General features: G+C 35.1%; 14 protein-coding genes. 3 read left to right on the top strand and 11 right to left on the bottom strand.

What is annotated here, in order from left to right:
* Window positions 1-12: 12 nt before the first annotated feature.
* On the top strand, window positions 13-954 hold the full coding sequence (locus BLT84_RS04370) for an N-acetylmuramoyl-L-alanine amidase (RefSeq protein ID WP_231929481.1): 942 nt from the start codon (window positions 13-15) through the stop codon (window positions 952-954).
* 70 nt (window positions 955-1,024) lie between these two features.
* Here the strand turns inward: BLT84_RS04370 and BLT84_RS04365 are convergent, their stop codons facing one another.
* From BLT84_RS04365 to BLT84_RS04325, 9 genes are all read right to left on the bottom strand, one after another.
* On the bottom strand, window positions 1,025-2,254 hold the full coding sequence (locus BLT84_RS04365) for an NlpC/P60 family protein (RefSeq protein ID WP_091263150.1): 1,230 nt from the start codon (window positions 2,252-2,254) through the stop codon (window positions 1,025-1,027).
* A gap of 141 nt (window positions 2,255-2,395) precedes the next feature.
* Window positions 2,396-3,415, bottom strand: a complete 1,020-nt coding sequence (locus BLT84_RS04360; RefSeq protein WP_091263148.1) for a dipeptide epimerase — start codon at window positions 3,413-3,415, stop codon at window positions 2,396-2,398.
* Between the two features lie 21 nt (window positions 3,416-3,436).
* Window positions 3,437-4,885 (bottom strand): sodium:solute symporter, encoded by a 1,449-nt coding sequence (locus BLT84_RS04355; protein ID WP_091263146.1) that lies wholly within the window; start codon window positions 4,883-4,885, stop codon window positions 3,437-3,439.
* A 19-nt stretch (window positions 4,886-4,904) separates the two neighbouring features.
* A complete protein-coding gene (locus tag BLT84_RS04350; protein WP_091263142.1) occupies window positions 4,905-6,536 on the bottom strand; it encodes a glycoside hydrolase family 10 protein in 1,632 nt (543 codons plus the stop codon).
* A 120-nt stretch (window positions 6,537-6,656) separates the two neighbouring features.
* A complete protein-coding gene (locus BLT84_RS04345) occupies window positions 6,657-7,448 on the bottom strand; it encodes a DUF4397 domain-containing protein (RefSeq protein WP_034887122.1) in 792 nt (263 codons plus the stop codon).
* A gap of 10 nt (window positions 7,449-7,458) precedes the next feature.
* Complete coding sequence (locus BLT84_RS04340) at window positions 7,459-9,075, bottom strand: SusD/RagB family nutrient-binding outer membrane lipoprotein (protein ID WP_091263140.1); 1,617 nt, start codon at window positions 9,073-9,075, stop codon at window positions 7,459-7,461.
* Window positions 9,076-9,085: 10 nt separating this feature from the next.
* Window positions 9,086-12,175 (bottom strand): SusC/RagA family TonB-linked outer membrane protein, encoded by a 3,090-nt coding sequence (locus BLT84_RS04335; protein ID WP_034887126.1) that lies wholly within the window; start codon window positions 12,173-12,175, stop codon window positions 9,086-9,088.
* 68 nt (window positions 12,176-12,243) lie between these two features.
* A complete protein-coding gene (murQ, locus tag BLT84_RS04330; RefSeq protein ID WP_091263138.1) occupies window positions 12,244-13,056 on the bottom strand; it encodes an N-acetylmuramic acid 6-phosphate etherase in 813 nt (270 codons plus the stop codon).
* 62 nt (window positions 13,057-13,118) lie between these two features.
* Window positions 13,119-14,405, bottom strand: coding sequence for a sugar MFS transporter (locus tag BLT84_RS04325; protein WP_091263135.1), 1,287 nt, complete (start codon window positions 14,403-14,405; stop codon window positions 13,119-13,121).
* A gap of 507 nt (window positions 14,406-14,912) precedes the next feature.
* On the opposite strand from BLT84_RS04325, the gene lepA reads away from it, so the two are divergent.
* Window positions 14,913-16,709 (top strand): translation elongation factor 4, encoded by a 1,797-nt coding sequence (gene lepA, locus BLT84_RS04320; protein WP_034887132.1) that lies wholly within the window; start codon window positions 14,913-14,915, stop codon window positions 16,707-16,709.
* Between the two features lie 55 nt (window positions 16,710-16,764).
* On the opposite strand, the gene BLT84_RS04315 is transcribed toward lepA, so the two are convergent.
* Window positions 16,765-18,795 carry a cation:proton antiporter gene (locus BLT84_RS04315; RefSeq protein WP_091263133.1) on the bottom strand — a complete coding sequence of 677 codons (2,031 nt, stop codon included), beginning with the start codon at window positions 18,793-18,795 and terminating at the stop codon, window positions 16,765-16,767.
* 157 nt (window positions 18,796-18,952) lie between these two features.
* Window positions 18,953-20,821 carry a cation:proton antiporter gene (locus tag BLT84_RS04310; protein WP_034887135.1) on the bottom strand — a complete coding sequence of 623 codons (1,869 nt, stop codon included), beginning with the start codon at window positions 20,819-20,821 and terminating at the stop codon, window positions 18,953-18,955.
* 304 nt (window positions 20,822-21,125) lie between these two features.
* Between BLT84_RS04310 and BLT84_RS04305 the strand changes: the two genes are divergently transcribed.
* Entirely contained in the window at window positions 21,126-21,989 is an 864-nt protein-coding gene (locus tag BLT84_RS04305; protein ID WP_091268008.1) for an MBL fold metallo-hydrolase, read from the top strand.
* The last annotated feature ends 5 nt before the right edge of the window (window positions 21,990-21,994 follow it).

The raw sequence follows: 21,994 nt of genomic DNA, 5'->3' as shown, positions 1-21,994 counted from the left end.
ATTAAACTGTAAATGAAAAGAATAAATTCAGCATTCACGATAGTTGCTGCAGCTTACATGATGGTTTCATGTGCCAGCAATCCGTATGCTTCAACTAACCGAGATCATAAAAAACACACCAAAGAACTCACAAAAGAGTTAGAAGTTTTACCTCCGCCAAATCCTGGAACTGCAAGTAGTTTAAAGTATGCGGAAGATTGGGTAGGTACTACCAATTTCAACCTTAGAAAACCAAATATTGTGGTTATTCATCATACCGCGCAAGATTCGGTAGGGCAAACTTTAAAAACCTTCACGTTAGAGAGAACTCAAGTTAGTGCGCATTATGTAATTGGAGAGGATGGAGAGATCTATCATATGCTGAATGATCTTTATCGTGCATGGCATGGTGGTGCCGGAAAGTGGGGTTCTAATACCGATCTAAATTCATCTTCTATAGGAATTGAATTAGACAATAATGGAAGTGACGAATTTTCACCATTACAAATTCAAAGCCTACTGGAATTATTGAAAGATCTTAAAGCGAAATATAAGATCCCGACAGCTAATTTTATTGGCCATTCTGATATCGCTCCAACCAGAAAACAAGATCCGAATAAAACTTTTCCGTGGAAAGAATTAGCAAAAGAAGGATACGGATTATGGTATGATGAAATCCCGGAAGAGGAAATTAAGACTTTAGATAAAGGCAATACGCTAACCACAGAAATCCCTCAGGAGATCAAGACCGAAGTAAATGATTCTGTAATTGTTGCAAATGCAAAAGCGCCAAAAGCTGCTCCATTATTAGATGTTACTCCTAAGATCGCTATAAAGATTATTGGATATGATGTAAGCGATATGCCGGCAGCAATCAAGGCCTTTAAACTTCATTTTATTCAGACTGAAGTAAATTCTACTTTAACAAATCATGATTTGAAGGTGCTTAATAATCTATATAAGAAGTATCTATAAAGTATCTTTTTCAGCATAAAAAAAGCTCCTCTAGATGTAGAGGAGCTTTTTATTTATAACATTTTAAAGGTTATTCTTTTACCGATGTAGAATCTTTCTTAGCCATGAAAATATCTTTTTTAGCTAGGTATAGCAATCCTTTTCCTTCCTGATTATTGATACGTTTTGTTCTTAAATATCGGTTGTAATTGTATTCATCAAAATCTGCACTGGTGGTATCCATAGTACTAATGTGTACATTCCCCATAGAATGAATGAATTTTTGATCTCCAATCCACATTCCAACATGTATAATTCTTTCACCGGTAGAATCTGTTGCCTTTCTTCCGAAGAATAAAAGATCTCCGGGAACAAGATTTTCAAAATTCTTAGTAGAATCTATTAGTTTTCCGGTGTGCACTTGTTGTGAAGCGTCTCTTGGTATCACCATACCATTCAAGAAATAAACAGTTTTAGTGAATCCGCTACAGTCAACTCCTTTAGGCGAAGTTCCACCCCATAAATAAGGCAATCCCATCAACTTTTTAGCCGTAGCTACCAGATCTTCTCCAGATTGATCTACTGAAGCTACCCAGTCTGAATATCCCATAGCTTCTACCTTATCTACAAAGGCTTTTTGGCCATCAGGATACTTCACCTCATAAAATCCGTTTTGGTCGCTTAGAACCTCTAAAATGTCTCCAGCAACCAAATCTGAAACCGGCTGACTTTTTAAGTCTGCCTTTTCAAAAGATTTTCCATAAGGATTTAGATAGATGATCTTATCTGCTGCTTTCCAATCTTCAAATTCAGCATCTGTTAATCCAATTACTCCCCCGTAGTCTACCCAAGAAATATAACCGTCTGGAGTTTGAATTAACGACCAACCCTCATTATTTTTCAATATTTTCACAGGAGTTCCCATAGTTGCTTGGGTAACAAGTTCTGCGGAATGTTTTCCTTCACCTCTAAGGTTGGCTACAGAAATTTTTATAAGTCCGTTGGTCTTTCCTTCTAAATCGGTGGTAGGAAGCAATTGAATGCTATCTGTAAAAGAAATTCCTTCAGCATTTAATTTTTCTTTTAATACACTTACAGCATCCGGCAAATTAGATTCCCCTTTAAGAATATAAGCATCGTTAGCTTGCGTTGCTTCTACATCAAATAATGCCACCCTTTTATCTGGAGCGTATTCCTGTTTTACATCTTTAATATAAGCTTGCGCTTTATTGTCTTCTTTTTCTTCTGCTTTCTTATTACAAGAAGCAAATGTTAAAAGCCCAACTAAGGCTAATAAATTGATCTTTTTAAACACGTTCATATAATTTTAAAATATTAATCAATTAGTTATTGATTTTATAAAAATACTTATTTAGAAATTAGGTTTCGACTCCGCTCAACCTGACATTTAGATGCAAATTTAATTTAAGAATATGAAACTAAATCCTTGAGATCTCGTACTTTATCCTGAAATCAATAATTTAGCTCCCGTTCCATTTCGCTTCGGAAAATGCACTTTTTTATCATATACTTTTACTCCGTCTGCAATATCAGATTTTAATAAAAGTGCGCCATCCATATCTACATAATCTAACAAAGGTAATAATTGAGCAATTGCTGAAATTCCCACAGTAGATTCGGTCATACAACCCACCATCACTTTCATATTTAAACGCTTGGCTTCCGCGATCATTCTTCTTGCCGGTGTAAGCCCTGCACATTTGGTAAGTTTAATATTAACGCCATGAAAGTAATCTTTACATTTTGCCACATCGGCTTCAACAATACAACTTTCATCTGCTATAATAGGCAATACAGAATTCTTGTGAACTTCCCCCATTCCATCCAGGTCTTTCGGATTCAAGGGTTGCTCCAAAAATTCCACATTTAGATCTTTTAGTAGCTTAGAGTTTTTGATGGTTTGCTCTGCCGTCCAAGCGCCGTTTGCATCTACCCTAAATACAGAATCTGTATGTTTTCTAAGTTCTTTAATGATTTGCACATCATCCTCAGTTCCTAATTTGATTTTATATAATGGCCACGGAAATTCTTTGATCTTCTCTGTCATTTTTTCAACAGAATCTATTCCGATGGTATAATTGGTAAGCGGAATATTGTCAAGACTTAAACCCCACATTTTATATAATGGAAGTTTATTTCGTTTTCCATGAAGATCGTGCATTGCAATATCTAGCGCGCATTGTGCAAAAGGGTTTTCTTTTAAATGCGGAAATGTGAGTTCCCAAAGTTCTTCTGGTTTTAAATGGATGTTTTCTGAAATGATATTTTCTACAGATTTTATAGAAGCTATCATCGCTTTGGTAGAAACCCCATAATAAACGGTTGCAGCTGCTTCCCCATACCCGGTAAAGTCTCCATCGGTTAAAGCCACAATCAGTGTTTCCTGAAAATCTCTGGATCCGTGAGTAATGGTAAAAGTATTTTTAAGCGCTAAATTAAAAGTGTAAAATTCAATTTTCATGAGTTCATTTTCATTATTCTATTATAGAAATCCAGGTTGTCTTTTATATAAAAATGCTAGGCCTAAACATGTTATGGCAGCATTTACCAATAATATTTCAAATCCGAATTTATAACCATAAAACCAGCTTGCAGAATTTTGATCTAGAATAAAAGATAGCATTGGAGAGAGAATGCACACTAAGGGCACCCATTTATCTTTTACTCCACGCTTTGTTAATAATCCGAATGCAAATAAACCCAATAAAGGTCCATAGGTGAATCCTGCCACTTTAAAAACGGCACTTACCACGCTGGTATCATTTAATGCATTAAAAATGATGATCACAAAGAACATCAGTAAAGAGAAGCCTATGTGTACTAAAAATCGTGTTTTCTTTTGATTGCTCTTTCGTTTGGAAAGATCTAAAATATCTACACAAAAAGAAGTTGTAAGCGCTGTTAATGCTGAATCTGCACTTGAAAATGCTGCTGCAATAATTCCTAATAAAAATACAATACCGGCAAAAGTTCCAAAATAATTTAATGCCAATAATGGGTATAGATCATCTGTTCTTTCTGGAATCGAGATATTCTGATCTATGGCGTATTGATACAACAATACTCCTAACGCTAAGAACAACATAGTGGAAAAAAAGAAAACGATGGAGAACCAAAAAATGTTCTTTTGAGCATCTCCCTTACTCTTACATGTCAGGTTTTTCTGCATTACATTTTGATCCAATCCATTCATAGCGATGGTAATAAAGATTCCGGCTAAGAAGGTTTTAAAGAAATTGCGATTAGATCTCCAATCCCAATCAAATATGGTAGACATCTTACTTTTTGACACCAGGCTAGTCACTTCTCCAAAATTCAAATTCATATGATTAATGATCATAATGATACTAATCACTACCGCCGCTAGTAAAAACGTGGTTTGAAGTGTATCTGTCCAAACAATGGTTTTAATTCCTCCTCTAAATGTATAGATCCAAATAAGTAAAATGGTAGTAAGCACCGTCACGAAAAAAGGAATTCCGAAGGCATCAAAAAACGCAATCTGTAGTACTACTGCTGCCAAGAATAGTCTAAAGGAAGCTCCAATGGTTTGAGAGATCAAAAAGAAGGAAGCGCCTGCTAGATAGGAATTCTTCCCAAACCTATCTCTTAGGTATTCATAAATAGAAACTAGTTGAAGTCGATAAAAAAGCGGGATCAATACAAATGCAATTACGGCATAACCCACCATATTTCCCATTACAAATTGTAGATACGTCCAATTAGAATTTCCAACTTCTCCAGGAACCGAGATAAAGGTGACTCCAGAAAGAGAAGCACCAACCATTCCGTAGGCTACTAAAAACCAAGGAGATCTTCTGTTGGCTGTAAAAAACGTAGTATTATCTGCCTTTTGCGAGGTAAAGTGACTTATTACTAACAATAGGACAAAATAGGCGGCGATCACACTAAAAACCAGTAATGGAGTCATACTTATTAAATTTTCTTAACTATTTAGCTTCAATTTTAATTTCATTGAAAGTGCTCTGATTTCCGGTTCTATCTACGGCAGTAACCCCTATAAAAGTCAACGGATCTTTTTTCTCCTTTTCCTTTAAATAATGAGTGAAATCTGTAGCATTTTCAGTTCTGTCCAAGATCTTATAATCCCAATTATTTCCATATTTATAGAAGACCACCCAGTTTGATACATCTGTAATTGCAGAATGAGACCAGGAGATCTTCACGCTATTTCCTTCAATTTTTGCTGAAACTGTAGGGGCTTCTGGTAATACTTCATCCAACCACGGACTTGCAGGTACAAGGGCTTGTTTTTTATACGGTCCGTCTACCAAGGCTTTTGAGAGATTGGGATATTTCAACAACGGAGCGATACTCCAATGCACGGTACCTTTACTTTCTGCTATCATTCCTCTAGTTAACATAATCTGATTGATAGTTTCATCAACATTAGCGGCATCTCCCCCAAAATCTAAATTAATTCCAGGCCATAAATGGCGATCTTGAGAATTCTCACCTTCCCACCATCCTAATAAAACAGGGAAACTTTGAGCGGTCTGATTGATCTTCCAATATAGCTGAGGTGTAAAATAATCTAACCACCCTTTATTTAGCCACAATTTAGCATCTGCATACAACTCGTTGTACTGGTCCATCCCAGAAATTGATTTTGGGTAGCCCGGTCTCCAGATCCCAAACGGACTAATCCCAAATTTAACCTGAGGTTTTTCTGCCTTAATTTCTTTATAGATACGTTCCACAAAATTATTTACACCTTCTCTACGCCAGTCTGGCTTAGATAGCTTTCCTCCAGATTTTATATATGCTTGATATACTTCTGAATCTGGAAAATCTGCACCTTTATTGTAGGAAGCATACGGATAGAAATAATCATCAAAATGAATTCCGTCTACATCATATCTCTTAACTATATCCATAACCACGGCTGCAGAATGATCTTGCGTTGCTTGTTTAGATGGATCCATCCACCACATTCCATTTTTTAAGCTCACCATAAATTCTGGATGCATTTTCACCATAGATTTTGGTGCTATCGGTCCTCCTGTAGAATGATGTGCACGATATGGATTTAACCAAACATGTAATTCCATTCCTCTCTCATGTGCAGACTTGATCCAAAAATCTAAAGGATCATAATATGGGTCTGGAGCTTTTCCAACTTCTCCAGATAGAAAATAAGACCATGGCTCTAAATCACTTTGGTATAAAGCATCTGCCTGCGGTCTGGCTTGAAAGATCACTGCGTTATAATTATGATCTTTAAGAAAGTCTAATAATTTTATAGCCTCTTCTTGCTGTTGCTTTGTAGACAAACCAGATCTACTAGGCCAGTTAATATTTGCCACTGTAGCAATCCAGGCTGCACGAAATTCGCGCATCACATAGGGACTACTTTTAAATATTTGAACTGGTGGAACCTTCTCTTCAATTTCAACCGGTTTAGGAATCTTTGTAGAAGGTAGTGTTGGCTTCTCAACTCTTTGAGGTAACTCCTTTTTTGGAGGCCTAGGTTTTGAAACAACAGGTTTAGGTGTTTTACAGGAGTTAAGTGTTACTGCACACAGCAATATCAACAAAATGGATCTAATTTTTAACGACATAAATTAATTGATAAGTATGAAACAAATTTTAAAATTTAAATTCAACAAATCGTGAATTACTTTTAAAAAAGAAAGAGCCACAATTCGTGTCTCTTTCTTTTATTAATTATCAAATATCAATTAGCGCTCTCTCCAGTAATCTATATTTTTTGAGCTTGGATTTTCAGTATACGTTCCTCTAATTTGAGTAGAATAAACTCTTCCCTTACTACCCACATTCACTGTATTTTGAATATAAGGTTCTGATGTTTCCACATCGTATTCTGTTCCAGCTTCAAATACTTTAAATGTATAGTTACCTGATTCTAGTTCTTTATAATCTCCGGCTTGCTTAAAGCCTAACCCGCTTCCTAAACTTATTATCTGAGTATCTTGCGCAGGAGAATCTTCTGTGGCCACAATAGCATCTTTAATTGCAAAAACATCTACAGCAAATGGCATATTTGCCATTGTATTTACAAATCTCCAGTATATTTTTACTCTATCTAAAGGAGGAAGGTTATCCTCCATTACAAAGATCTCATAGCTATCTGTAGTTCCAACAAGGTATGCAGAATAGTTTTTATCATCTGCAAAGGAAGCATTTGTAGAGGCTACGATATTTCCATCTAAATCTTTTGCATTCACACTAAAATTACCTGAAGGAATTAAAGCATAAGCATTAGAAGGAAATACAGATCCGTAGGAATTACCCTTCTCTTCATCTGTATTTGAAGAACTCACCGCACTTACTTTTTGATCATCAAAATATATATTTAGGCTGGGTGCATCCTCTACATGAAAAAAGAATTTTAAATACGTAGCATTATTAGATACTGGCTCTGTAAGCTCAGGAATAGCATTTTCATCACAAGAAGTAAAAAATAAACTTACTGTGAAAAATAACAATAATTTATTGAATGTCTTTATCATAATTTTTGAATTATTCTGGTTTACTAAACCAAGTTTCGTAGGTGTGATAGTCTTCTTCAAAAGCACCAAGTACTTCTAAAGCCTCTTTGTTCCACATATATTCTGAATTGAATCTAGGTCTTGCACGGTAGGCAGGGTTCTCATTATTGGTTATGTATAATGGGTCTGGAAGTTCAAAACCTTTGTAAACAGGTTCTGCTGTATCCATATCATAATGGTACCTTCTCATATCAGACCAGGTTTCGAAGAATCCCCATCCCCAAGTAGCTATGTATTTTTGTAACATGATCTTAGATAATGTTAGCTCTCCCGCAGAAGATGGATATAGTTCTTCACTACTAAGGTAAATTTCACGCCTAGTATCAAAAATTGAGGGGTCTGGAGCATATTGTCTTGCAAAATCCATATGAGAACTTACCCCCTTTTTATACGCATTTAATGCTACATCTTTATTCCCAGAGATAAAAGCAGCCTCAGACTTAATAAACTGAAGTTCTGCATAAGTCATCAAAGGAAATCTAGCATCGTTATTAAAGAAATATATTTGAGGAGATGGAGATGTGCCCGTATAACCTTCCTCATTCCAAAAGTTCTTTGGAACTAAATCAGATTCTTCTGGAGACCATTCATTAATACCTACCACTGGAGATATCCCTCTATATTTACCATCTGGAGATGGCGCCATCATTGCTGTAATTCTTGGATCTTTTAAATGTTCTTCTGAATCTTCCAATAATGGATCTGCACCTATAAGGTCTGGATCTGTTAATTCTGGATTCGTTCCGTCTAAAAGTCCTACCATAAATTTGGTTTGACGGTATCTACCAATATTTCCTCTAAGTGGTCCAAAGAAATTAGTATTAGAGCTTACAGTTCCCTCAAAACGAATTGTAGCATCATCTTGATTCCCTGCCAATGCCTGATCTACATATCCAATAACCTCATCTGCATTATAAGAACTTTTATTAGTTAATCTGTGAGCATTTATTGCAAGTAAACCATAAGCAAATCTTTTCCATTTATCTCTATCTCCGTTATAGATTAGATCTGCTTCGCTTAGACCAGAATCTTGCGGACTTAAACCATCTGTTCTTTCTAGATTTTCTATTCCTAAGGCTAACAATCTTTGTATTTCCTCATAAACCACTTCCTGCTCATCATAATTGAAAACACGTTGACTTGAATTGAATGCTTCAGTTACTATTACAGGTCCATGATAATCTGTTAACATTTGCCAACCGTAAGCTCTTAAAATATAGCCTACTCCAACGAAATCATATTTCTCACTATTCATCCCACTTTCTATCATATCAGATAGATTGTAACCCATACTCCAATAAACAGCTCTCCATAATTGGGCATAAGAATCTGACAATGGGTTGTTGTGCAAATTCAAAGAATAAGATTCTCCAGAAGAATATGCCCAATTTTGGGTATAAAAACCTGTAAATCTACCATCCCATTGAACTGCAACTGCTAGTTCAGACTGAATTTGCGGCAAGAATAATTCTGGCTGTAAAAGTGCATCCGGACCGTTAGGGTTGGTATTTACATCTATATAATCCTCACAGCCGGAAAAAGTAAGTGTTCCGGCAATCATTAAACATGTGTATATAATTTTTTTCATCGCTCTTTATTTAAAATCCAACTCTCATTCCTATATTCAATCCTCTTGGTAATGGGAAATTACCATAGTCTATTCCTGCTCCACCTGCGCCTCCTACTGCAGCAGAGTTTCCACTTGCAACTGGATCTAATCCTGAATAATTAGTTAACAAGAACAGATCTGTACCTGTAACAAAAACACTAGCAGTTCTTAAAAATTTAGTGCTACTTAAAATGTCTGAAGAGAAATTATAACTAAAAGTTACATCTCTTAAGCGCACCCAGTTTATATCCTTTTCTATAAAGCTTTGATGTGGATATATACTACTCCAGTAACTAGAGTTACGATATAGATCTATAGGAATATTATTTTCTGTTGGGTTAACGTTCTCATTTCCATCCTTAAGCACACCAGAAACAATTCTTGGGGTTTCTCTATCTAAAGTTCTCTTACTTAATCCTCTTGTTGTTAGGTAATGCTCTGTAGCGTTGTAGACATCTCCACCTACTCTAAAATCTAATAAGAAATTAAGAGAGAAGTTCTTATATCTTAGGGTATTGGTAAGTCCAACTGAAAAGTCTGGATTTCTATCTCCAACAACAATCCATTCGCTTGTATCTAGAATTGGTAACCCGTTAGAAGGATTAATTAATACTTCCCCATCGTCATTTCTTTCGAAATCATACCCTGTAAATGTAGTAAGTGAACCACCTACTCTAGATCCTAGACGCACATTTCCATACAACCAGGTATCTGAATTATAGAATTCTGATACATCACCAGGTAAACTCACCAATTCACTCCAGTTCTTAGTATAGTTAGCTAAGATATCCCAAGAGAAGTTTTCGGTTTGAACTGGGGTAGCATTTAATTGAAGTTCAATACCTTCATTTTGAATCTCACCGGCATTAAACGTCATAAGTACAAATCCTGTAGCATAACTAAGTCTTAGATTTTGAACGATTTGATCTTTAGAGGTCTTATTAAAATAGGTAGCATCTATACCCAATCTGTTTTTAAAGAATTTAAGTTCAAGACCATATTCGTAAGAAGTTGTAATCTCTGGCTTTAGATCTAAACTTGGTCCGGTAAACCCATATCGAAAACCTCCACCTGTAGTTAAAGCATTAGTATAAAAAGGACGTATGCTATAAGGTCTCGCATCTTTTCCAACTTCGGCTACAGAAGCTCTTAATTTACCATAGGTAAGTACATTTTTAAATCCTTTAAAAGCATCAAGTTCTGTAAATATAAAACTCAATCCTGCAGATGGATAAAAGAAGGAGTTATTCTTTTTAGGCAGCGTTGAGCTCCAGTCATTTCTTCCAGTTAATGTTAGAAAGAGCATATTATCATAACTAGCATTTAAACTTGCAAATGCGCCAACCAATCTACGTTCTGTTAAATTGTTAAAAGCTCTATGAGTAGATAGGTCTGTATTATTTATAGACCATAAATCTGGAGCTTGAAAATCCTGCCCGCCTGCTGCAGCACTAAATGTGTTATAATCATAAACCGCACTACCAATTTTTATATCTGTTGTAATCTTATCATCAAAAAGTTTTGGAGGAGTGATCTGTGTATAATATTGAAAAGTTAAATTTCTAGTTGTTACTAAAGCCTGATCAAATATTCCATTAAAATCTTTACCCGTATTAGATTCTGGATGTCTTACAATTGTATTATTCGTAGTAAAATAATCTACCCCTATCTGACCTACAAATTTTAGCCAGCTTAGAGGAGTAGCTGTAAGTTGAGTATTTAACTTATATCTATCTGTTAATGAGTTGAAGATATTTTTGTTAACATTGAAATATGGATTCTCTACCGCGTTAGAATAGTCTGCATAGTCTCTTCTATCACCACCTGGAGTAAGATAGTTACTAGCATCATCTGTAGAAGGCCAAAGCAGCAAATCTAATAATGGGCCACCAGAACCTCTAAAGGTTTGATCATTATCTGATCTGGTATAATCAAACGTTACATCTGCAGAAAGATAGTCATTGAACTCTGCTGTAATTGCAGAAGAAATATTTAATTTTTCTAAGCCGGTGGTTGGAACAAAACCTTCTGCATCTGTGTGAGAAGCAGAAATTCTATATTGAGTCTTTTCACTTCCACCAGAAAATGAGATGTTGTGTCTTTGAGTGAAAGCTTCTTGGAAGAAGTCCTTAACATTATCATAGAATTTAGTGCCTTCAGGATAAGGTTCTCCAAAATAATATAATTCTTCATTCCCTTCATTAGTATATCCATTAGAACCTCTATCATAAGTTTGCTGAATTTCTGGATACTCTATAATTCTATCTATTCTAAAACTGTTGCTATAGTCTATACGAGTTTTTCCGGCTTTACCTCGTTTAGTAGTAATTACAATAGCTCCAGATGCAGCCTCTATACCGTATAATGCTGCAGCTTCAGGACCTTTTAATATCGTAACAGATTCTATATCTTCAGGATTGATATCTGCCGCTCTATTTGTAAAATCTACCCCTCTGTTATCAAAAGCATTACCAGTAACAGAAGATGCAAATACTGCAGTGGAAGTAGTATTGTTACTAATTGGAAGTCCATCTACTACAAATAATGGTTGGTTACTACCACTTAAGGAACTTATTCCCCTAATTACTATAGAAGATGAAGAGCCAGGAAGTCCTGAAGTACTATTTACTTCTACCCCAGCAACTCTTCCTGCCAGACCATTTACAAAATTTTCACGCTGTGTTTCTGCAATTACATCCCCTTTAACTTCTGTAACGGCATAACCAAGCGCTTTTTTCTCCCTCTTTATTCCTAAAGCGGTTACTACAACTTCATCTAATCCTTCTAAATTTTCGCTTAATTGAATATTAAATGTGGACTTATTTTGTAGCTTGATTTCCTGAGTATCAAAACCTAAAGACGAAATTACCAGAATAGCTTCCATATTATCTGGAGCGTTCAAAGCAAAATTTCCATCCATGTCTGTAACGGCTCCATTATTTGTATCCTTTATGTAAACAGATGCTCCTGCAACAGGTAAACCGTTACCATCTTTTACTGTTCCTGTAACCCTACGCTCCTGGGCAAAAGATTGCATGCCAATGAAGCAGAGTAAAATTAAGAGTAATCGTTTTTCCATAATTTGAATGTATTTAATAAACGTTGTTGGTTTCTATTTAACTTCTTAACTATCTTATATTTAGCAAACTACCCCCTATGATTGTGTATAGCCGAGCGTACATTTTTATATTCTTTTAATAATTCTGAAGCTTTCTCTTTATCTACATCCAACTCTTCCATGATCATCTTAATACCGCGGTCTACTAATTTGGCATTAGATAGTTGCATGTCTACCATTTTATTTCCTTTTACCCTTCCTAATTTTATCATTACTGAAGTAGAGATCATATTCAGCACCAATTTTTGTGCTGTACCAGATTTCATTCTGGTGCTACCCGTTACAAACTCCGGCCCTACTACTACTTCTATTGGAAATTCTGAAGCATTGGCAAGTGGAGAATCTGCATTATTGGTTATACATCCCGTGATAAGTCCGTTTTCTCTGGCTCTTTCTATTCCTCCAATAACATAGGGTGTAGTACCAGAGGCCGCTATACCTATTAGTACATCGTTTTTATTGATATTATATTCGTTTAGGTCTTCCCAAGCCTTATTATTATTGTCTTCGGCATTTTCAACCGCCTTTCGCAAGGCAACATCTCCACCGGCTATCAATCCTATAATTACATTATCTGAAACTCCAAAAGTTGGAGGACATTCTGAAGCATCTAAAACCCCCAGCCTTCCACTGGTTCCTGCTCCTATATAAAAAAGTCTCCCATTATGTTTAGATATTTTTTCCACTATAACATCTACCAATCTTTCTATACTTGGAATCTCCTTTTCTATAGCTTCTGATACCTTCTTATCTTCATTGTTGATATTTGTCAATAACTGACGCGTATTCATCTTTTCCAGATCATTATATAGTGAGCTTTGCTCTGTGGTTCTTTTATTCATCTTAATTTTTGTCTAAGTATAGCATGCACTTTGCTACTCTAATTCAATATTTAATAATTAGATCAGTTACTTCTTATCTTATATCCTTTACTGGCAAAGAATAGTATAAATGCATAACAAGGAATTACGATCCAATAGGCATTCTGAGGATTCACAATATCTGCCAGGTATCCATATAAAGGAGGTAAAATAGCACCACCTGCAATAGCCATAATTAGAAATGAAGATCCAATTTTGGTGAATCTACCTAAGCCTGCAATAGACATTGGCCAAATAGCCGGCCACACCATAGCATTTCCTAATCCTAATAATGAGATAAATAGTACTGATATAAACCCACCTGAAAAGATGGCCCCTAACCCGAAGATAATCCCTACAATAGCAGAAATTCTTAAGGCTTTTTCTTGAGAAATATATTTTGGGATTGTAGATATACCTATAATATATCCAATGATCATGGCTCCTAAAGTATACGAGGTAAAGACTTTAGCATCTATTAGCGGAATACCCTGAGAAGCTGCATAACTAATAACGGTATCTCCTGCTATCACTTCCACACCTACATAAAAGAACATGGCAAGGGTACCTAGCAATAAATGTGGAAACTGAAAGATGCTGGTTTTATTTACATTGGTTTTTGCCAATTCTTCATCTTCAGAATCTGTATCTACTTCTGGTAAGGAAGAAAAATAGATCATAACTGCCAGTAAAATAAGAACCCCCATCATAATAAGATATGGTACTACTACCCTTTCCGAAAGCTCATCCAAAACAAGCGCCTTTTCTGCTACGCTCATGAGAGTTAACTCTTCCACTAAAGTTTCGGTATTTTTAAAAACAATGGCTCCCAGCACCAAAGGCGCTAGAGTTCCTGCTATCTTATTGCAAATACCCATAATACTAATTCTCTTAGCAGCACTTTCTATTGGGCCTAAAATAGTAATGTAAGGGTTTGCAGCAGTCTGTAATATTGCTAAGCCGGTTCCTAGCACAAAAAGACCCAAAAGAAATAAGCCATAGGTTCTAGTATAAGCTGCAGGAACAAAAATTAAAGCCCCAACTGCCATTACTAGTAATCCTACAGACATACCTTTTTTAAAACCTGTAAGTTTAAGGATCTTAGCAGACGGCAGAGCCATTACTAAATATGAGATATAGAAGGCACTTACAACAAAGTAGGATTGAAAGTTATTAAGTTCACAGGCGATCTTCAAATACGGTACTAGTACAGAATTTAGCCATGTAACAAATCCGAAGATAAAGAAGAGTGCTCCAATGATAAGAATGGAACGATTAGTTTCAGATTTCGCACTGACTTGTGGTGTGCCTAAAGTTGATTGGTTTTTCATAGAAGTTTTCTAATGTATAAGATTAAAACGTTACTCGATCAAAACCTTAACTTCCAAAAAAATTATAGATAATGATACTCCACAAATATTTAAAAAATAGTTAGATCGATAAGCTCAACTCACGAAAACGTTTGAATTTCACCTGAAAAAAAATCTTATAAAAAAACTAAAATTAGTTAAATGGCTAATATTTAGCTTTTACACTTACAAAGAAGACGTCTTTTTTTAAAAAAACCAAATACTTTTATAATTTTTTTTATAACCTATTAAAAGATTATTCAATTTTTTATAATATTCTTTATGTCAGGTGTTTCTGAAATTTTACGAATTATTTCAGATTAGGATCATAGCAATCTCAAAATTGCGATTATTAAGTACATTTAATACAGGATTTATAATTACGCAACAGCCAAGCAGAATAGTTATACAAACCATATTAAAAAACCTATATTTGTAAACTTTAATATGTTGGGTCACAATAGGCTCGATCAACTCTGAAATTGACACATGAAGAACATACGTAACTTTTGTATTATTGCCCATATTGATCACGGGAAAAGTACGTTAGCAGATAGATTACTCGATTTTACCGGAACGGTAACAGATCGTGAAAAGCAAGAGCAATTACTGGATAGTATGGATCTTGAGCGTGAGCGTGGGATCACAATAAAAAGTCATGCTATTCAAATGGAATACACCTTTAAGGGTGAACAATATATTTTAAACTTAATTGATACTCCTGGACACGTAGATTTCTCTTACGAAGTTTCCAGGTCTATCGCAGCTTGTGAAGGTGCACTTTTAATTGTAGATGCAGCACAGAGCATTCAGGCACAAACTATCTCTAACCTCTATTTAGCATTAGAAAATGATCTAGAGATCATTCCTGTGCTTAATAAAGTAGATTTACCAAGTGCAAATCCAGAAGTGGTTACAGATGATATTGTTGAATTATTAGGATGTGATCCTTCAGATGTGATTCCTGCAAGTGCTAAAACAGGTATAGGAATAGAGGAGATTCTTACCGCTATTATAGAACGCATTCCTCCACCAACCGGAAAAGTGGATGCGCCTCTTAGAGCATTGGTTTTTGATTCTGTTTACAATCCTTTTAGAGGAGTAGAAACCTATTTTAGAGTTATTAATGGTTCTATCAAAAAAGGGCAAAACATTAAATTTGTTGCTACAGATAAAACATACTTCGCAGATGAAGTTGGTACACTAAGGTTAAAACAATTTCCAAGACAAGAGATAAAAACAGGAGATGTTGGATATCTAATTACTGGGATAAAAGATGCAAGAGAAGTAAAAGTTGGTGATACTATTACAGATGCTAAAAATCCAACTACAGAAGCTGTGGCAGGTTTTGAGGACGTAAAACCAATGGTTTTTGCCGGAATCTATCCTGTAGATACAGAAGAATATGAAGATCTAAGATCTTCTATGGAAAAATTACAGCTTAATGATGCTTCTTTGGTATTTACTCCAGAAAGCTCTGCTGCTTTAGGGTTTGGTTTTAGATGTGGATTCTTAGGAATGTTACACTTAGAGATCATTCAGGAAAGATTGGAAAGAGAGTTTGATATGACCGTTATCACTACGGTTCCTAACGTTTCATACCATGCATTTACGCATAAACATCCAGATGAAATGATTCTGGTTAATAACCCTTCAGATCTTCCGGAACCATCAAGTTTAAATAGAGTAGAAGAACCTTATATTAAAGCGAGTATCATTACCAAAGCCGATTTTGTTGGTCCTGTAATGTCTCTTTGTATAGAAAAACGTGGCCAGATCACCAATCAAACTTATCTTACTCCAGAGCGAGTAGAGCTTAATTTTGATATGCCTTTGGCAGAGATCGTTTTTGACTTTTATGATAGATTGAAAACAGTTTCTAAAGGCTATGCTTCTTTTGATTATTCTCCAATAGGAATGCGTGCTTCTAAACTGGTTAAAGTAGATGTACTTCTTAATGGAAGTGTGGTAGATGCACTATCTGCATTACTGCACGTAGATAATGCTTTTGATATTGGTAAGAAAATGTGTGAAAAGTTGAAAGAGCTTATCCCAAGACAACAATTTGATATTCCAATACAAGCTGCCATAGGAGCAAAGATCATTTCTCGTGAAACGGTGAAAGCTTTGAGAAAAGACGTTACAGCAAAATGTTATGGAGGAGATATATCTCGTAAAAGAAAGCTTCTAGAAAAGCAGAAAAAAGGTAAAAAACGTATGAGACAGGTAGGGAATGTTGAAATTCCTCAAGAGGCATTTATGGCTGTTCTTAAATTGAACGATTAATTAGAACATTCTACATATCAAATAAGAAAAGGCATTATTTCTAATGCCTTTTCTTTTATTGTAAATATACCAAGATCTTAGTGTTTCTTCTAAAATTATTTTCCAGAATATAAGGTAGCTGTTTCAACATTGGTTGGTATGCAATGGCATCTTCTCTGGCAGTAATAAGCATCAAAATATCATTTGTATCTACTTCCTTCAATATTATAGCACTTTGTTCCAAGTTTGCAGTTTTTCTGAATAAGAACGGAGCCTTTAATCTTAGTTTATCCACAAGTCTTTCTATAGCCACCTGAGTTTCTGAAGAGCAATAAACAAGTATTGGAACACTTAATTCTTCAGCTATTCTTACGCATTTTTTGATCCATATTTCAAAGCCCTGCATATTTTGAACATCAATAGGAGCTAAAACAAGTAACTTTTTATGGGTAGCCCAAGGCTTATTTGTTTGGCATAGAAATAAGGTTTTTGAGGTCTGTTGGATAATACCGTTCATCTTTGCATTTATAATTTCATCTTCATTACCACTTGTTGGCCACCCCATAACAATAACATCTGCAATGATCTCTTTAGATTTTCTGGCAATCCCTTTAGCTACATCCTCATCAATAGTAGCAGTTACGTCTACTTTGGTTTCTGTGGCAGAAGCCTGATTTACAAAAATTTCTAATTTGGTCTTAGCCTGAGCTATGTTTAATTCTGCTTGCTCATCATTTGGAACTACAGATAGTATAGAAATTGGATTTTCTGAATTTTTATCTTTTATTAAAATACTAAACTCCAGCAGTCTTTCTAGATTCACAATATTTGCTAACGGGAGCAGAATACTTTCCATCTTATAATTATTAGACTTCTTTACTTCATTCAAGTCTATTTCTTTAGATTCTTCTACAATCTTTTTGGTAGCATTTTCTGTTGCCAAAGTTGCAACAATAGAGGTAATAAGAATAAGAATAATGGTACCATTAAGAATATTAATATCAATGATACCTGCTTTATAACCTACAATAATAACTGCCAGTGTTGCTGCAGCATGCCCCGTGCTCAATCCAAAAATAAGTTTTCTTTGTGTAGCAGAATATTTAAAGGTTAACTGTGTGGCAAAGGCTGCCAGCCATTTTCCAAGAATTGCTACTACAGATAGCGTTAATGCCACCACGATAGCCATATACCCACTAAAAATTACCTTAAGGTCAACCATCATTCCCACACTAATCAAAAAGAAAGGTATAAATAGAGAACTCCCTATAAACTCGATACGATTCATAAGTGGAGAAGAATGGGGTATTAATCTATTTAAAGCCAAACCGGCCAGAAAAGCCCCTATAATATCTTCTACACCTGCTAACTTTGCTAAGAAAGCAGATAGAAATACCACGGTTAACACAAAAATGTAATGAGAGTGTTTTTCTTTATCCATTCTTGTAAAGAACCATCGGGCGATCTTTGGAACTAAAAAGAACATAATAGCACAAAATATAAGTAGTGATACTATAAGTCTTAGCCAAAACGATGCGGTAAGTCCACCGTCTTCTGCATTTCCCAAGATAACGGCAAGAATAATAAGTACTGCAGTATCTGTTAAAATTGTTCCACCTACAGCTACGGCAACAGCTTCATTTTTGGAAACACCCAATTTGCTAACTATTGGATATGCTATTAGCGTATGAGTAGCGAACATACTTGCGGTTAAAAAACTAGCATTAAAGTTATATCCAAGCAAATAATAGCAAATTGGAAAACCTAAAGTGAGCGGTATTATAAAGGTGAAAAAACCAAAAGTAAAGCTCTTATTTTGATTTGCCTTGAATTGATTCATGTCCAATTCTAGTCCGGCAATGAACATGATATATAGTATCCCGATCTTAGAAAATAGATCTATTGCTGTATTTTTTTCTAAAAGCCCAACTCCAAAAGGGCCTATTATAATTCCGGAAATAATCAAAACAATTATCCCTGGAATATTTATTCGCTTTAAAAGAATTGGAGATACTAATATTATAATTAGTATAATAGAAAATATTAGGACAGGATCACCTATTGGTAGGGTGAACTCATGGCGCAGAGTTTCTAGAAAATCATTCATACCACACCTTGTATCAATTATTGTTGCTGATAAAATTCTGACTTGTAGATAAAATGATGGTTATTTTATCTTGTTAGCAGTCGCCAAATTTATAAAAACAATTGAATGCTTTGTAAACTAAATGATACTTGCAGCAATAATAATTAAGGAGGTAGAATTAGTTATCATCATCTGCGACTTCCTTATAATTTTCTTCAAAAATTTCTTCTTTTTGGATCTTTTTACCCAGATAAACCAAGTGAAAGCCTTCTTGTATTTCTACCTCTGAGCTGTGAGATGGAATTATTTGAAGATCACCATCATCTGTCTTAACAAAAAGTGGAATTATGTCTGGATCTGTTTTAGAAATTTCAATCAAGCCTTCGTAATGCTCTTTACTGTTCACAATGATCTCATGGATCTTTGGATACCTTCTAGATACCTCAGCAAGCTTTATATAATCGTCTGTATGAGAGAAAAGACCTTCAGCAGGATTTCTCTCCGGATCATTCATTTCATCTGAAGAAATCACTCTAAACGAACCTTTTTCTCCAAATTGTTTTTGGAATCGGGAAATTGCGGTTTTATTAATATCACTATTGGCGGTAATGGCCATTAAATAACCAATATCATTCAATTCAATATTATTGATAAGATCATCAGAATAAACACTTCCCTCTATAGCTTCCATTCCTAAAGCTCTAGCTTTACGTATATTTTCACCATTGCTATCTACAAAAACTACATGTCTTTTATTATCCTGAAGATATTTACCTATAATTCTTGAAATTGAAGAGGCTCCAATAATAAGAATTCCCTGAGAATTCTTGATAAACACACCCACAAGTTTAGCAAATAATCTAGCGGTGGTAGCGTTTAATAGTACAGAACATAATACAATCATAAAAACCAGCGGAGTGATATATTCTGCACCTTCTACGCCTTCACGCGCTAATTTTAAACCGAATAGGGAGGCGATACCTGCAGCTACAATTCCTCTAGGGCCAACCCAGCTAATAAAAGCAATTTCGTTGATCTTTAATCCAGAACCAATAGAACTTAATATAACACCCAAGGGCCTAACTATAAACATGATTATAGCAAACAATACCAAAGCTTTCCAATTTAAAAGCAGGTACAATTCTTCCATTTTTATATTTGCAGAAAGTAAAATAAAGAGTATTGAGATAAGAAGTACACTTAGAGATTCTTTAAAATAAAGTAACTCTTTAAGATTAGGCAGATCTTTATTACCCATTACCATCCCCATGATCACTACGGCTAAAAGCCCGCTTTCATGTGCAAATTGATCTGCAAGAACAAAAACTCCTAGCACTGTGGCAAGTGTAAATACGTTTAATAGGTAATGTGGAATTACATTCTTTTTGATTAAAAATGTAAGCACATTTGCAAAGGCAAACCCAAAGGTGAAACCGAATAAGATAATTTTACCAAATTCTACAAGCGCTGTTTTCGTGAAATCTTGTCCACCTTCAACTCGTATAAATTCATACACCAATACCGCTATTAAAGCGCCGATAGGATCTATAAGAATACCTTCCCATTTAAGGATGGAAGACACGTGTTTTTTAAGAGGGATATTTCTTAAAATAGGGGATATTACTGTGGGACCTGTTACAATTATTAAGGAAGAAAAAAGAAAGGATATTTGCCAGGTAAACCCATAGATATAATGGGCAGCAAGACCACCTCCAAAAAAGGTAACAATTACACCTACACTTATTAATTTGAGTATTACAGGACCTACAGTACCAATTTCACTTTTTCTAAGTGTTAATCCACCTTCAAAAAGAATGATAGAAATAGCCAAAGACACAAAGTAAAATAAGCTTTCTCCGGGGAATAGACCTTTTTCTCCATTCCAGATAGGCTCTAACCATTTGGCACCATCTTCAGAAATAAGTGTGGATATTGGACCTACTAAAAGGCCTATAAGTATCAACGGCAAAATAGCCGGAACTTTAATTTTCCAGGCTACCCATTGCGCCAGAATTCCTAAAATAATTAATCCTGCAAGTTCTAACATCTAAGTTCTATTGTCTATTCTATAATAAAAAACCTCAGTCGCATAAAAATAGTGCTATTTACTGAAGTTCAAAGTTTTTTGAAGTTTATACTAGTTAAAATAACCAATATAAATCTTAGGAGTACTAATAATCAGACAACTAACTATTATTAAAAGTTAGCTTCAATATCATGCGATAGTACTAATAGTTTTGTCAGCAAATACCATATCAATCTCCAAAAGTTTGTTAAAAATAACAAAATAAAAACGATTGAATTCAGGCATGTATTGGGGTTTTAGTACTTTGCAGTTCAAATTCAAAAAAATGAAACTTTATCCTATAGAAGCCGGAAATTTTAAGTTAGATGGAGGTGCTATGTTTGGAGTAGTTCCAAAAAGTCTTTGGACCAGAACCAATCCAGCAGATGCAAATAATATGATAGACATTGCCGCCAGGTGTTTGTTAATTGAAGATGGCGACAAGTTAATGCTTATTGATACCGGTATGGGTGATAAGCAAAGCGAAAAATTCTTTGGCTATTATTATCCATGGGGAGAGCATTCTTTAGACAAGTCTTTAAAACAACACGGATTTCATAGAGATGATATAACCGATGTTTTTATGACACATCTACATTTTGATCATTGTGGGGGTAGTATAAAGTGGAATAAAGATAGAACCGGTTATGAACCTGCTTTTAAAAATGCTAAATTTTGGAGCAATAAAGATCATTGGCATTGGGCTACACAGCCAAACGCGAGGGAAAAAGCTTCATTTTTAGAAGAAAATATCCTTCCTATGGAGCAAAGCGGGCAACTAAATTTTCTGGATAGAGACCCTTCAAACAAATTTCAAAATTACAATGAAATGGGCTTTGGTGTACTATTTGTAGATGGACATACAGATAAACAAATGATTCCTCATATTCAATACAAAGGGAAAACCTTGGTTTTTATGGCCGATCTTTTAGCAACAGCAGGTCATATTCCATTGCCTTATGTAATGGGATTTGATACCAGACCTTTGTTAACTTTAGATGAAAAGGAGACATTTTTGAATACCGCAGCAGATAATGAATATTATCTTTTCTTAGAACATGATGCCCATAATGAGATTATTACCTTAAAACATACCGAAAAAGGAGTAAGACTAGACAACACATATACATTTAATGAACTTTTTAATTAAACCAA

It is taken from the genome of Gillisia sp. Hel1_33_143 (assembly GCF_900104765.1).
Taxonomy (GTDB): Bacteria; Bacteroidota; Bacteroidia; order Flavobacteriales; family Flavobacteriaceae; genus Gillisia.
Note: the sequence above shows the minus strand (reverse complement) of the source record. Positions and strands in the feature narration are given on the sequence as shown.